Source organism: Schaalia sp. Marseille-Q2122, from assembly GCF_903645355.1.
GTDB lineage: Bacteria > Actinomycetota > Actinomycetes > Actinomycetales > Actinomycetaceae > Pauljensenia.
Genome location: NZ_CAHJXR010000003.1, coordinates 453,828 through 467,697 on the forward strand (window position 1 = coordinate 453,828; position 13,870 = coordinate 467,697).

A 13,870-nucleotide genomic window follows, 5' to 3' on the forward strand; every position below is an offset into this window, starting at 1 on the left:
ATGTTGAAGCGTATCGGCACGATTGGCATCGCACTCATTGTTTCGAGCATCTTAGGGGTGCTCTTCTTGAGTGTCACCGCACGCTGGCTGAGCCCAGACGATAACGCGCGCTTCATCGCCTTATGGGGACTTCTCTTTGCTGGGGGCTCCATCCTGTCCCTGTTGGAGCAAGAAATCTCCCGTTTGACCAGTCGCGCTGCTGCGGAGGGACGGGGAGCACCATCTGCCACCCTTCAGTATCTTGTGGTGGGCGTTGTCGCCTCGATGCTGGCTATCCCCGTGATTGCCTTCAGTCGTTTGGGTACGACGGTGCTCGGCGGGGATGTGGTGAGTGCCCTCGCTGTGGGGGCCGCCTACGTTGGCTTTTCTTTTCAGTTTTTTGTTCGAGGGACGCTGCTGGGAAGTGGGCGCGAGAAGGCCTATGCGGGGGTCATTATTGGCGAGGCCATCGCTCGCTTCCTTGCGCTCTTTGCTTTGTTCGCTGTGAGTGTCGCACCCCTGCCTCGTTGGGCTTTGGTGGCCACGGCAGCGGGTTCCTTTGCATGGCTGGCTTTCATTCGCCCCACTCGTGAGACCTTGGAGGGGGATGGTGAATGGCTTGGGAAAACCACGATCCTCACCCGGACGGCTCTCCTCGCTCTTGCGAATGCTTTCCTTGCCGGTATCTTGACGGGGTTTCCGACTATCGTCACCGTCATCCTCGGCTCTTCGGATGGACTGGCGGTTTTCTTCGCTGTCGTTGTTATTTCGAGGATCCCTCTGGTGCTCCTCTCGCCGGTGCAGGCCATCATTATTCCTGTGACCACGAGGGCGTTGGCGCGCGGGGAGTGGCGCCGTTTGCTTCAGCTTCAGGGTCGTTTGCTCATGGGTATTGTCGTCACCTCTGTACTCTTTGCTGCTGGAGCATGGCTGCTCGGCCCCTGGGCGATCCGCCTCATCTATGGCCAGTCCTATGAGGCTTCAGCCCTGCTTATCGTCATTTTGTCGGTTGCTACGGTGCTTCTGGGCGGAGCTTTGCTTCAGGCGGCTGTGTTCGTCTCCTTGGAGCGTTATGGGACCTTGGCTCTGACCTGGGGGCTGTCTCTGGGGTCGTCGGCTGTCACGATCGCTGTCACTCCAGGAGGGGGTGTTGCCGCCGGGACGATGGGCTTTGTTGTGGCCTCTGTGGTGGCCTTATGCGTGTCTGGCGGGGCTCTGTATCACGCTTTGGGGCGTTCATCGGGACACCTGCGGGGTGAGCCTCGTTGTGAAGTTCCAGGGGAGGCGTGATGGCGGGCGGTGCGTTCACAGGAGAATTTCAGGAGGGCGCAATGGTTGCCTCAGCTGCGCAAGCGTCAGTGTATGCGGTGGTGGTCACCTACCATCCTGAAGAGGGTGTAGTGGCGTTGCTGGACACTTTGGCGGCGCAGTGCGCAGGTGTTGTCGTGGTGGATAATGCCTCGGATGCGAGCACAGTGGCGGTATTGCAACGGTGGGCCAGCGCGGATAGTGCCAGGGAGCTTGTCGCTTTAGGAGCCAATGAGGGCATTGCACGTGCCCAGAATATTGGCATTGAGCGCGCTTTGGGGCACGGAGCCACCCATATTCTTCTCTCTGATGATGACTCGGAGCCGCCGCTGTCTATGGTGGAGGACTTATTGACTGCGATGGGGAGCATTTCTCCACCTCCTGGTGCCGTTGGACCTTTGGTCGGTGAGATGAAGGAAGGCGGGGATCAGCTCGTCTATGTCTCTCGACGCTGGGGGCCACGACGTGCCCGCCCTGACGAACTTGCCACGCAAGCCCTGCGCGTCCCCTTTGTCATTGCCTCAGGTTGCTTGATTGACGTGCGTTGCCTGAAGAGGGTAGGGCTCATGGATGAGTCCCTGTTCATTGATCACGTGGATCTGGAGTGGGGTTTACGTGCGGGCGCTCATGGTTTTGCTCTGTATGTCATTCCAGGTGTGGCGATGGAACACAGTTTGGGTGATGCGACGACGAAGCTGTGGTGGCGAGCGCAGCCGATTCATATTCATGCGCCGGTGCGCACATACTATCTTGTGCGAAATACGATAGCGCTGATCCGACGAGGCACCTTTACCCTTCCGTGGGCTTTGGGATATATGCTCTGGTTGTGTAAGTACACGGCCTTTAATGCGATATTGGCCGACCGGAGGGGTGAACGCATTCGGCAGATGACCTTGGGGGCGACGCACGCCTTGCGAGGGCGGTCGGGCCCTCGCTAGGACGGGATCGAGAATGATGACGAGGGTGCTGGGCGCCGCAGGGCAATGCGAGGGGCGAGGCTCAGAGCATGCTTTCGTTTCACGTTATTGTGAACTCGCGTGATGATGAAAGGCATGAGAGAGGCGATTTTCTTGTCAACATTTATTCGTTTTGCCTGTGTCGGTGTCGTCAATACCGCTGTTGGCGCACTAGTGATGTTCTTGCTTTATAATTTCACGTCCGCAGGGTATTGGTTCTCGTCGGCAATGAATTATATTGTCGGAAGTATCCTGTCCTATATTCTCAATAAGTACTTCACTTTTAGCCAAAAGGGGCAGTCGTGGGCTGAGATCTTTCGATTCATCGCCGCGATCGCCATGAGCTATCTTGTAGCCTACGGATTTGCGCTCCACATCATTGGATGGGTACTCGCTGATTGGTCTGAGATCAGTAGGGGCAATGTGTCGATGGCTCTGGGGGCCATCCTCTATACTCTTCTCAACTATTTTGCCCAGAAGTACTACGTTTTTACCGGTCCGCGGCGCTCTGCTTCCGATGGTGCCGCAGAGGCAGGGGAGTGAGGCAATGGTGAAGGGTGTCGTGGCCTGGGCTGTTCGCGCAGTCTTTGGTATTGCGTTATTTGTGCTGGCCTCAATATTTCTTGCCTCACTCTTTCGGCAATCTTTTTTGCCGCTCGACGGTAATGAAATTCCTGAGATTTCGTCGATGGGTATTCCTCAGTTCCTGGTAGTTGTCGGGATTGTCCTTTCCGTCGTCGGAATGGTTGCCGTTCTCAGCCGTATTCGCGCCCATCATCTTTTTCTCGGAGTATCTCTCTGTCTTGTGCTGACAGGAGTCTTCCTCATTTCTCATTTTGACCCACAGATGCGCGCCGATGCCCTCTTCACCTTCCAAGCAGGCGAGGCCTTTCTTCGCGGTGACTATCAATCATTCAAACCCGGAGGGTACATGCACATGTACCCTCATCAGCTTGGACTGATGTATTACTACATTCTTGGAATGACGGTTTTCTCTGGCGCATATTGGCTGTACGCTCTGAATCTACTGTGGCTGATTGTGGCCAATTTCTATCTCTGGCAGATTGTTCGTCACACCTCGGGTGGCAACTCATATGCTCAGACCGGGGCCATTGTTTTGCCCGCTATTTTTGTTCCCCATCTTCTCTTCATCTTCTTTGGGTACAACCACCTGCCGGCATTGGCTCTTTTTCTTGCGGCCCTCTACTACCTCGTCCGTTTTCTTGATGGCACTTGTGAGCGCTGCTGGATTTTGGGCGTGGTGCTTGTGACCCTCGCCTGCGTTATCCGTCCGAACTATTCCATCGGGGTTATTGCGATCGGCTGCGTCTACCTCGCCGCCCTTCTCAAAGCGCCCTCCCTGCGGAAGGCTGCCTCAGCCCTCGTGCTGATAGCGAGCGTCACTCTGGTGCCTGCAGCGCTGCAGGCATCGACGCGACAAGTGACCGGCCTGGAAGCCTCGGAAGGGTTGCCATCATTGAGTTGGCTCGCCATGGGTTTCCAGGATTCGCGCACGGATGCTGAGTTTTTCACCCTGCGCCAAGGCGCATTGCCAGGCTGGTACAACGGTTACCCCGAAGCCCTTTGGCGTGATAGCGGGTACAACTCCGCTGCCGCTCAAGAGCAGGCTCGTCAGGACTTCTCGACAGCCGTACACTTGCGAATATCCAGCCCAGATCACGGATTGCGCTTCCTGGCCACTAAGGCTCAATCAACATGGCTCGATCCGATGTTTCAAGCGGTGTGGGCCAGCGATGTTCCTGCTGATCGCCCAGGTTTCTCGCAGGGACTGGTGCGCGAGCTTTATTCAGGAGGGTCCCTTTATGTCGCTGTCACGATGGCGATGAGAGGGGTTCTCGTCTTTATCTATGGTTTTGGTGCCCTTGAGCTCATGAGGCGCCTTCGAAGCGATCAGGGCACCCTCATGCGGGCCGCTCCGCTCAGCGTTGCGCTATTCATGGTGGGAGGCTTTCTCTTCCACTTGCTCTGGGAAACAAAGGCGCTCTACGTGTATTCCTACGTCTACATCGGCATCATCCTCGCCACCATCGGCTGCGCAGCCGTTCTTCCGCGCTGCCTGTCTACCGTCGCGCACTGGAGAAAACAGACAGGCAGGAGAGAATCGCGCCTTCTCCCGTAAAAATATGAAGGCTGGAGGGAGCCCTGCCGCGGAGCGAGGTGACACTCCGCCATCGACAACGGTGCCTCAATTCGGGCCAGTGGCCTGAGCATACAAGAAGGCCCTGGCCAGACGAGAAGGTCTAGCCAGGGCCTTTCAAGAGGCGGAGTGGAGGCTATCCTCGAATCGCATCACGAAGGGCGAGCAGGTAAGTCATGCCAAAACGTGTTGTCGGTTCAAGAACGGCACTCTCTGCCCACTCATTCCACGCATTGACGAACATGATTCGTGATTCAGGAGGGCGGGTCATCAGCGCGTCCAGGTGGGAGGCTACCCAGCGTCTAAAGGTATAGGGATTCGATCCGTACCAGATGTCAGGTTTCCACTGGCGCCGTGCCGTGTTATCAAAGGTCACCATCACGCCGGGGTACTCGTCATCGTTCATCACATGAGCCTTCCGCATGGAAGCGGCTGCACTGGCTTGGTAGCTCATGAAATTACCTGCATACCGTGAATCGAGATGAGCATCCCAGCTGGGACCAGCTACCCATGGAAGTCCGTGGGGAGGAAACTCTAGGGTGCCGTCCACTTCCAAACGGGATTCAGCGTCGATGGCGCCAAAATCTCGTGCAACTGCTACGGAGAGGATCATGAGTTCGCCAGCGCCAGCTTCGCGGGCTCTGCGGCGCCATTCGGCAGCAACGCGCCCAAAATCAGGCATTTGGCCGGGGCGGTAAACGGCAATGATGGCTTTGCCATTTACACGGATGTACCGAGGATCAAGAAGGAACTCCATAATGTCGTCGATGAAGTCCTCAGCGGGGACACGATGGTAGTCCTGGCCGATCAGGATATCTTGTGAGCGTCCGTCCCAACGTCGCGTCCAATTCTCATTGGCCCACATGAGACAGAAGGGGAAGTCTACGGAAGAGTCCTTCAAACGCTCAATGGGAAGATTCAACACCCGTTCGCCGGAGAACCAATAGTAGTAGTACATGAATCCCGCGATGCCGTGAGCAGCAGCCATGTCAGCTTGCGCCTGACGGACCTCGTCAAGACGCAGATCATAAAAGCCCAGATCTGTTGGAATCTTGGGTTGGTAATGGCCTTCGTACGCTGGGATTGCCCCGGCAACATTATGCCATTCGGTGAATCCGGTACCCCACCAGCGATCATTGTGGGGGGAGGGGTGGAACTGAGGAAGGTAGAAGGGAAGGACTGTGGCCCTCTGAGTGGGAGCACATTCTGGTCGATACGCGTCGAGAAGACGGCTGAGAGCGTCTCGGTCGACAGCAGTTTCAATGTCATCTGAAGTGGCGAGGCTGAGGCCAGCTTCCTCTGCGACGATGCCAATAATGCGTTCAACGGCATGGGCGGTAGTGCCGTCAACTTGACCGGCTTCCCGATCAAAGTCGTCTGCGATCAGGTTAAACGCGCGAAGTCCTTGGAGGACGAAACCGCGACACCAATACATTGAACCTGCCGGGAAACGCAAGGAATCGGGATCAAGCGATAATTCAATGCGGCGAAGAAGCTGTTCAACAATCCGCTGATCGCCGCCCCAGAACTCTTTGCCGACGATATTGCCTGGTGCGGTAATGACCCCCAGATGGGGGTCTTGGCGGAACGCTGTGATCAGTTCTTCGATTCGTTCTTTCGAGGGAAGCAGAGCGTCGAGGAATTCATCGCGCCACTGCTCTCCTGAGCCGGAAAGTTCGGCATGATCGGCACGCCAGGGGCTCTTCTTCGTATGGACCTTCAAAATGAGGTCATAAGGGTCGAGCAAACGCGCATTGACCAGCTGCACCATAGGGAGGATATCGCGGCCGTGATTGGCGCAGTCAAGCACAACGCTATGGTTCATATTGCCTAGCGAAGTAGGGATCTTCACCTCTTGACCGGACACATTGGTGACGAAGAGATCGAAGGGAATAGGAATGAGGGTCAAACGCTCAAGGAGCTGTGGAAGAAGGTCGGTGTAGTAACAGTTGAGCACGACGGCAAGGCGCGCGGGCTTGTCAATGACTAAGCGATCGTCCACTCTCCACGCTGCGGGGAAGCCTTCATCTTGGCGGCCCCCCTGACGCTCCAGAAAGTTGAGAAAATCTGCGGGATGCTTCGCAAGTCTCCCGTGGGGATTTCCTGTTTCGATGATATTTACGGCAATCTGGCGGAGGCGATTGTTATAGTGCCTCAAACGGCGTTCCACTCCGTGCTTAGTGATGCGTCGCATGAAGACTCCTACCAAAGATTAATGTTTGTTCGATACTGGGAAGATACAGCTGCTTGAACCAGCGGGATTTGATCTGAGAGAGAGGGGTGGGTAAGCAGAGTGCGTTTAATGAAGGGAACACCAGCAGCTAAGAGCGCCCGCCACGCTTCGGTGGTGGGGTTAGTCCCATGGGGTTCTATCTGGTGATCCTTGACATAAGCCTCCATGGAGTACGCCTCTTGGAACGCGAAACGAGAGAGCTCAATCTCGTAACGCATCACGATGCTTTCCTTGTCTGCCTCTGTGCGGATATTCCCGAAGAAGCGTCGCCATGGACGATCATTGAGAATCCCCCCATGGAAGCAGAGGAAGTAGCTCTGATGGTGAGGGCGAATCTGGAAAGAACGCGTCAACGAGGAGATATCCGGACCTGGTGTACACGCCCACTGCAGAAGGTCATCAATGGGGGCGAAGGGGCCAAGAAGCGAGTCGTTGGTGAGGAGGACTGCCTGGGTGTTTCTCACGTGAGGGAGGAAATCCAACGCGTTGGCCCAGGAACCAAAGTCGTACCCGATGTTCTTGCGTCGCAGTACGACGGTGTCATCTGGGAGCCCGTGGGGAAACTCCAGGGGGGTATCACCTTCAGTCGTCGAGATGATAACGGTCGAGAAGCCCGCGCGGTTGAGAGCAAAAGCGTATTCCGACAGTGAGCGAGACTGGACAGCCCCAGCCGAATACTGCGCGATAAGCGCGACACGCCCCGTGGAGAGGGAATCAACATCTCCCCGCTCCACGCGAATCGAATTCGCGGGAGAGGCAACACGTACGAGGGTTCGGGAAGAAGCAGTCATCGTCGTCCGGTCAGAATTCGGAGAGGGAAGGTAATGCGCCAGGAGAGGGATGAGCGAATAGCGCGCATATGGTCCCGGGTTTCATCAAGCTGCCGACGGCTATCTGCTAGTTCTTCTTCAAGTGCTTGGGTTCGTAGGAGCACGCGGTTTTGCTCCTGTTGTGAATGTCGCAGGGCGGCGCGTAAGAGGCGCAGTTCTTCTTCTGTCTGAGTGCTCATGAATGATCTTCTTCTGTGGTGACTACAGGTTCGCGGCTCCACATCCCAGGTGGTAGGGCTACAAGTCCAGGTTCTTCAACGACTTGGCTGCTATGTACGCGCATATCGGTGCGCATATTCGAGAAGTCATAGATTGTTCCGTCCCCGCCGAATATGCCCACTGTCAGCTTGTAGGGGCCGGGCAGGAAGAGCACAGGATCCATCGTGTAGTCGACATAGGAGCAGCCTTGAGGGAGCGAATAGGATCGACCGCCGTGTCGGGAATTAGGTCCAGCTACACCAACTGTCCCGCCCGCAACGAAAGAAAGACCGACCTCGATGTTATCGAGGGCTTGCGCGGAGCGAATGTGGATGCGAACCGTTCCGGCTTCCCCTGTGAGCAGGGCGGGAGAGGGGTGGAGGTCCTTATTGAGGAACTCCACTCCGATCATCCGGCAGGTTCCAATGCCTTGATTCTGGTTGAACTCGTCATCAGGATCGAAGTCAAGAGATTCTTCAGCGGCTCGTTTCGCGTTCTCACGGGCGTTGACATCAGCGATGTAGGAGGAGATGACTGTCGAGGCATCGCCCACTTCTTTGACGCGACCGTGATCAAGCCACACCACTTCATCACACATTTCTTGTGCGAGGCTCAGGGAGTGTGTGACGAGTGCGATGGTAGTTCCTTGAGCGCGTAGCTGGCGCATAAGGTCAAAACACTTGCGCTGAAACTCTTCGTCGCCGACAGCAATGATTTCGTCAACAATGAGGATCTCAGGTCGTACTGCTACCGCGACGGCGAATCCAAGTCGTACCGTCATACCTGAGGAGTAGACCTTGACGGGCTCATCAATGAAGTCGCCGATGTCAGCGTAGCTAATAATCCATTCAAGGGTATCGTCGATCTCTTTGCGGGATCGGCCAAGGATAGCCCCGTTGAGGTAGATGTTCTCACGTCCGCTGAGTTCGCCATGAAATCCTGCGCCAAGTTCAAGGAGGGCATCAACCTTGGCAGAAACTTCGACCGATCCACTGGAGGGCTGGTAGACGCCTGCCAGGATCTTCAGCATGGTGGATTTGCCTGACCCGTTGTGGCCGATGAGGCCGAAGGTGGAGCCTTTTTTGATTGAGAAGGACACATCGTCTAGGGCGTGGAAGACGGATCGCTGGCGAGCGGCTCCACGCATGACGCGTTCTTTCAGAGTGCTGCGACGATCAGCGTGTACTTCAAAGACTTTAGACACATTGCGAACAATGATCGAGTATTCGTGGTCAGGTGTGGTGAGTTCTGTCGACATAACTAATTAGATCCTCTCACCCAAGTCTGATCCGAGGTGACGATGTACCCACCACGCAAGTAGCGCGCAGATGAGTGCCCAGAAGAGGCAAGAGAGCCATTGGGCTGCGGTGCCCGGGGAGAGATCGTAGACGAGCGTTCGGAACAGGGTGATGAACTGCGCCATGGGAAGGTTTCCCATGATTTGACGCAGAGGAATGCCGTGGAAGTAGTCCGGCACAAGCGAGATCTGGTAGATGATAGGGGTTGCGTAGAAGAGGAGTTGGAGGAATACCCCCACAAGGTGGGCGAGGTCGCGCACATAAATGTTCCATACGGCCAGAACGGTGGCTAGCGAAGCAACGAAGACAAGCAGCAGCACGAAGAAGGGGACGAGAAGAAGCCAGGTCCACGAGATATTCATGAGGAGGGCGAGAACCACAAGAAGGATGCCCACTTCGATGAAGGATTGGATTGCCACTGCGTAGCCAGCGCCCAAAATGGGAGCGTAGGCGGGGAAGTAGACTTTTTGGAGGAGACCTCCGGAACTAACGAGGCCATTGATGCCAGCGTTAATGGAGTTCTGGAAAAAGCCCCAGATGATGAGCCCAGCGAACAACCAGATGGCGAAGATCGCAATGCCTTCATGACGAGAAGCAAGTTGCGGGGCTTGCATCTGGAAGAGTCCCCCGAAGATGAGTGTGTAGATTCCTAGAGTCGTCAGCGGAACCACGAGCGACCAGAGCCACCCGAGGGCGGTGGCATTGAACTTTGATTTCAGGTCGCGCTGTGCGAAGGCATGGATAAGGTTCCACTGCTGCCAAATGGTTCGCTTGGTGCGCGTACCTTTGGTCATCTGAACACTCATTGAAGCATTCACCTAGCTATCGGTTGTATGAAAACGGACAAACCCGCCACTGTTATCTGGTCCATCATATTGCTGTGCCTTCCAATGTGTGTAGTTGGCGCCTGCGTGACATCACTCGCTGTGTCCCTCATCGTCAGGGCGTGAACGACGAAGGCGGTCATACACCAGCGGCACAAGTGCGGTCATTATCACCAGCACTACACTCAGAGCGGAGATGAGGAGGGCCTCGTCAAGGTAGCGCGGGTGGTATTCAAGAGAAACTTCATGGTCCCCGGCGTCAACGGCTATCGCAACGGTACCATCCTCACGATTAATGATCTCTGAGCGCTCAGAGTCCACGATCGCGACGAAGTTGCGCGCCGCCGCTTGAGCAATGACGACCTGCCCAGGTGAAGCAGCCCTGACCTCAAGGCTCACGATATCGCCTGTGTCCTCGGTGATGGTGATCGCGGGGTCAGTAATGGCGGGCTGTCCTGTGCGTCCGTGTGCTTCAAAGCGAATGCGCGGTAAAGCGGTGGTGCGTTCCCACACGAGGGTGTCCTCTCCGGCAAAGACCAACGGGAAACGCTCATCGCCATGATTGAGGAAGAATCCTTGACCATCGGCAGACGTTTGGATCTGGGGAGTGTGTGAGCCAGAAGTTGGTCGGGCAGTGACGCGCACGCTGAGATCAACATCTTTATCGGACAGCCCCCTGAGCGACAAACCGATAGGAACCTGTGTGCGTTCGCCTCGAGGGAATACCTGCAAGTGATTTTCTACGTGCTGACCTAAGGAGTTGCGTGCCTCAACAGAGACGGTTGCTTCATCAGCTTTGTCAACAATGACGACCAAGCCGTTGATGCCTTCGATGTTAGCGGCGAGGGTGAGATCGAGGCCCGAGGGGGGAATAGGCGTCCAGTGGTCACCTTCGGGAGCATCGTAACTACCGGGGAGGGGGACAAGAGTAGTAGGACTTGCCGGGATGAGCTCGGTTGCAGCTGCGGCGACGTATCGCACGCCGAGCTTGTCAAGGGCAGGATTGTCAAATGCTGTGCTGCGAGTTTGCTCGAGGAAACTATACGTACCTCCACCGACGAAAACCGTAGGATCCGCCTCTTGTAATGCGGCCTTCCACTCAGGGGTGACGAAGGCATGACCATTGACCATGCGGATGCCATAAATATTGGGAACATTGGGGCGGAGGGCCAAACCGACGGTGGCAAGTTGGTTGTGCCCGACTGAATCTGCGAGGAAATCAAGGACCTCTGAATGCGGGTAGACCTCGTGAGTGTCGGCCACCGGCCAGAAGTACTGCAATGCAGGCAGGGGTTGGAAAGCGATCGTCGCCAGCAAAGCAGACAGCGTGAGGGGGCGTAAAAGCTCAACGCGGACAGCGAGCCACATGAGTATGGAGATGATTACCAGCGGTATCACAGCAATGGCAGCATCCGGAAGGTAGAAGTCAGGGTGGGGAATGTCGGGATTGCGTGAGGTAATGCCGATGGCGTATCCGAGGGCCAGTGTTGTGACAGTGACGGTCACAGCAGATGTCACTGAAAAACCTGGTTGGAGGCGTTTCCATCCCACCCAATGGCCCCTGGGAGAATGCCCTTCAAGCCACATGATCCCTAGGCCAGCGAAGACAGCGATAGGTAAGGCGAGTTGGGCTCGGAGTCGACCGGGGGGATTATTTGCGAGCAAAGGAAGATCGCGGAAGAGCCTTCCCCAATCCAGCACATCTTGGTAGGAAACAAAAGCGACAACAAACAGGCATGTCCCAATGAACACTGAGGCGACGGAGAGAGGGAGGGCACCGCGCAGAAGGGCAAGGCATCCAAGAACAGCAGCAACCAGTACTGCTGCACCAATGAAGGCTGCCGCATCTTGAGGCGAAAAAGGGATATTCAGTCCGCGGGGAAGAAGCGTTGTCATCCACCGCACCGGAAGATCTTGGAGACTGGACCAGGTGGAGCGATATTCCAGGTCAGCATCAGAGACGATCGTCGTTGCGAAGGGGATGAGTTGAAATGCGGCGATTCCGAATCCAGTGATAACGGCGAGAAGAAGTCCGCCGAGGAGGGCGGCGCTTGTGCGGATCTTCCTCCAGGAGAAGGTGGGGACGATGGTCGGAGAAAGGCTCCTTACCAAGGAATAAATACCCGCAACGACAAGGGAATGGCCGGCAACAACTGGGAAGCCTCCCAGGAGGAGGAAGGCGACAGCTAAGGCGACTGGCACGAGATCGCGAACTCGCCGCTCCTGAAGGAAGCGTTCAATCGACCAGAGCAGCATGGGAATGAAAGCGACGACGGTGCTTTGAGGCCACCCGTTCCACGCAATTGAAAAACCTGAGAATGCAGTGGCAAATCCTGTGACGAGGGATGCAAGGGGAGTGAAACGGAGGCGGCGGGCGAACAAGTAAGCGAAACCTGCGCAGAAAGCTGCTTCTGCCAGTGTGACCCACGCCGGAGCGATAGTGGTTGGGAGCAGCAGCCATAGGAAGCGGGTTGGGGTGAGCAGCGCCAAGGACGGGGATGCCAGAAGCGGTGCGCCGCCTTGTACGAGATTCGACTGTAGAGGCCAGTCGCCTTCCGAGAGTCGATCTGTTACTTCAAAGAGAGCGGGTATCTGGGCATCTATTTGGTCTGTGATATAAGGATTTCCCTCATGCTGGTCCTGAGCAGTGGGGAGTGCCGACCAGGGAGTGAAACGGTCAAGCATGTCGTAGCCGGTGAGAACCTGGTAGCCAAGCAGCGGTTTGGCGAGCTGGATACCGAGCATAGTCACGATTGCAGCCCAGAAAACGACGATGGGTATCAGGCGTTTCAAGCGTGGGTGATTGAGCATTGTGGTGACCCTTGCTGGCGTGTCAGGAAAACTAAGTAGGCTGCGTGTTACGACAAGCAGACAAGCAGACAAGCAGACAAGCAAGTCTACTAGAACCAGGTGTCTCGAACTATGTGTCTAGAACCATGCTTTGAGCAGTCTCCAGAGGTTTCGATTGCCGTAGGAGGAACAGGAATCCCCGACTCCATACATGTTGTTTAATGCTGCTGTATTAGGTTGGTATGGCGTGTAATTGTAGAGGGCGGCGGTTGCGCGGTTCTGGGGTGTCACCGCTGATGAACCGCAAGACGCTGAGGGATGGAACTGGATCTGGGAGGTCCTCCCAACTGCGAAATTGTATCGGTGAGGCTCCTTCACGTACTTCACCAAGCGGGCGGCAGCCCCGTAGACCTGCTTGGAGAATCCCGCTTGAGAGGGATCGCACGTGCCGTAGTCGGGGCAGGAAAGACCCATTGCACGCTGGTAACGGGTTCGCGTTAATGCATTGCCTGAAGCTGTGATGAGGCCCTGTTCTTTTTGCAGCATGACAATCAGTACTTGTGGATTGATCCCGCAGGCCTTAGCTGCTTTGTTGATGATCTGGGCGGCGGAATCGGAGTGTCCGGCACTAAAAGGTGTGCAGTAGGGCAGGGACATCGGCAGGGTCCGCTCGGTGTAGTGCTTGAGGCAAGGGACGCCCTGAGATCCCGCACGGCAGGAGCGGCCTTTGTCATTGAGGAAGCTCTGAATGGCGGAGGCATCCATGGTGTTGGGAGCAAATAGTTGGTCGTCAGTGATGATAGAAGCCGGATTAAACCCTGATCGATGTCCGCCCTCCAGGGTTGTGGTGCGGCATCCGAGGTGGGTGTTGGTGCCTCCGCCTTGGTTGAGGGCGGTGACGCAGATGGTGTGGGTGCCGGGTTTGGCGGGCAGGGTGAGGTTGAAGCCGGTGGTGTTGCGGGTCAGGGAGAAGGCGCGTTGGACGTCGGAGCGTGGGGTGTTGGCTGTTGCGGTGTGTGTGGTGCCGTTGATGGTGGCGTGGATGGAGATGGGGGTGGGGGTGTCGTGGTCGAAGGTCCATCCCTTGACGGTCAGGGTTTGTTTGGTGGTGTTGGGGATGATTTCTTCGAAGTTGCCGCGAGGGCTGGTGGGCTGGGTGGGGGGAGGTGCCAGGGTTGTGGTGCGGCATCCGAGGTGGGTGTTGGTGCCTCCGCCTTGGTTGAGGGCGGTGACGCAGATGGTGTGGGTGCCGGGTTTGGCGGGCAGGGTGAGGTTGAAGCCGGTGGTGTTGCGGGT

The 13,870-nt window shown here is 56.3% G+C and carries 10 protein-coding genes and 1 pseudogene; 4 read left to right on the top strand and 7 right to left on the bottom strand.

All coding sequences use genetic code 11. From position 1 onward, the window contains the following. The 4 genes from HWX48_RS04400 to HWX48_RS04415 all read left to right on the top strand — a co-directional run bounded on the left by HWX48_RS04400 (window position 1) and on the right by HWX48_RS04415 (window position 4,383). Window positions 1–1,269 carry a lipopolysaccharide biosynthesis protein gene (locus HWX48_RS04400; RefSeq protein ID WP_175954985.1) on the top strand — a complete coding sequence of 423 codons (1,269 nt, stop codon included), beginning with the start codon at window positions 1–3 and terminating at the stop codon, window positions 1,267–1,269. A gap of 41 nt (window positions 1,270–1,310) precedes the next feature. Further along, window positions 1,311–2,225, top strand: coding sequence for a glycosyltransferase family 2 protein (locus HWX48_RS04405; RefSeq protein ID WP_175954987.1), 915 nt, complete (start codon window positions 1,311–1,313; stop codon window positions 2,223–2,225). A 102-nt stretch (window positions 2,226–2,327) separates the two neighbouring features. Continuing rightward, entirely contained in the window at window positions 2,328–2,786 is a 459-nt protein-coding gene (locus tag HWX48_RS04410) for a GtrA family protein (protein WP_175954989.1), read from the top strand. A 4-nt stretch (window positions 2,787–2,790) separates the two neighbouring features. Next, window positions 2,791–4,383: a hypothetical protein gene (locus HWX48_RS04415; protein ID WP_175954991.1), complete on the top strand. Its 1,593-nt coding sequence runs from the start codon at window positions 2,791–2,793 to the stop codon at window positions 4,381–4,383. A gap of 154 nt (window positions 4,384–4,537) precedes the next feature. On the opposite strand, the gene HWX48_RS04420 is transcribed toward HWX48_RS04415, so the two are convergent. The 7 genes and pseudogenes from HWX48_RS04420 to HWX48_RS04450 form a co-directional block, all read right to left on the bottom strand. After that, entirely contained in the window at window positions 4,538–6,595 is a 2,058-nt protein-coding gene (locus tag HWX48_RS04420; RefSeq protein ID WP_175954993.1) for a glycoside hydrolase family 99-like domain-containing protein, read from the bottom strand. Between the two features lie 8 nt (window positions 6,596–6,603). Continuing rightward, window positions 6,604–7,425 (bottom strand): rhamnan synthesis F family protein, encoded by an 822-nt coding sequence (locus tag HWX48_RS04425; RefSeq protein ID WP_175954995.1) that lies wholly within the window; start codon window positions 7,423–7,425, stop codon window positions 6,604–6,606. Continuing rightward, window positions 7,422–7,643: a methyltransferase gene (locus HWX48_RS04430; protein WP_175954997.1), complete on the bottom strand. Its 222-nt coding sequence runs from the start codon at window positions 7,641–7,643 to the stop codon at window positions 7,422–7,424. The genes HWX48_RS04425 and HWX48_RS04430 overlap by 4 nt, the downstream gene beginning before the upstream one ends. Continuing rightward, a complete protein-coding gene (locus HWX48_RS04435) occupies window positions 7,640–8,920 on the bottom strand; it encodes an ABC transporter ATP-binding protein (RefSeq protein ID WP_175954999.1) in 1,281 nt (426 codons plus the stop codon). Before HWX48_RS04435 ends, HWX48_RS04430 begins: the two co-directional genes overlap by 4 nt. A gap of 6 nt (window positions 8,921–8,926) precedes the next feature. After that, on the bottom strand, window positions 8,927–9,754 hold the full coding sequence (locus tag HWX48_RS04440) for an ABC transporter permease (RefSeq protein WP_175955001.1): 828 nt from the start codon (window positions 9,752–9,754) through the stop codon (window positions 8,927–8,929). 123 nt (window positions 9,755–9,877) lie between these two features. Continuing rightward, window positions 9,878–12,535: a hypothetical protein gene (locus HWX48_RS04445; protein ID WP_175955003.1), complete on the bottom strand. Its 2,658-nt coding sequence runs from the start codon at window positions 12,533–12,535 to the stop codon at window positions 9,878–9,880. Between the two features lie 177 nt (window positions 12,536–12,712). After that, window positions 12,713–13,870: pseudogene (locus HWX48_RS04450) on the bottom strand (hypothetical protein); the annotation flags it as partial.

Excerpts from the sequence above, each read along its gene's own strand:
- HWX48_RS04415 (WP_175954991.1), top strand. The coding sequence starts at position 2,791 with ATGGTGAAGGGTGTCGTGGCCTGGGCTGTTCGCGCAGTCTTTGGTATT.
- HWX48_RS04400 (WP_175954985.1), top strand. The coding sequence starts at position 1 with ATGTTGAAGCGTATCGGCACGATTGGCATCGCACTCATTGTTTCGAGC.
- HWX48_RS04405 (WP_175954987.1), top strand. The coding sequence starts at position 1,311 with ATGGTTGCCTCAGCTGCGCAAGCGTCAGTGTATGCGGTGGTGGTCACC.
- HWX48_RS04435 (WP_175954999.1), bottom strand. The coding sequence starts at position 8,920 with ATGTCGACAGAACTCACCACACCTGACCACGAATACTCGATCATTGTT.
- HWX48_RS04440 (WP_175955001.1), bottom strand. The coding sequence starts at position 9,754 with ATGACCAAAGGTACGCGCACCAAGCGAACCATTTGGCAGCAGTGGAAC.
- HWX48_RS04420 (WP_175954993.1), bottom strand. The coding sequence starts at position 6,595 with ATGCGACGCATCACTAAGCACGGAGTGGAACGCCGTTTGAGGCACTAT.
- HWX48_RS04430 (WP_175954997.1), bottom strand. The coding sequence starts at position 7,643 with ATGAGCACTCAGACAGAAGAAGAACTGCGCCTCTTACGCGCCGCCCTG.
- HWX48_RS04425 (WP_175954995.1), bottom strand. The coding sequence starts at position 7,425 with ATGACTGCTTCTTCCCGAACCCTCGTACGTGTTGCCTCTCCCGCGAAT.
- HWX48_RS04410 (WP_175954989.1), top strand. The coding sequence starts at position 2,328 with ATGATGAAAGGCATGAGAGAGGCGATTTTCTTGTCAACATTTATTCGT.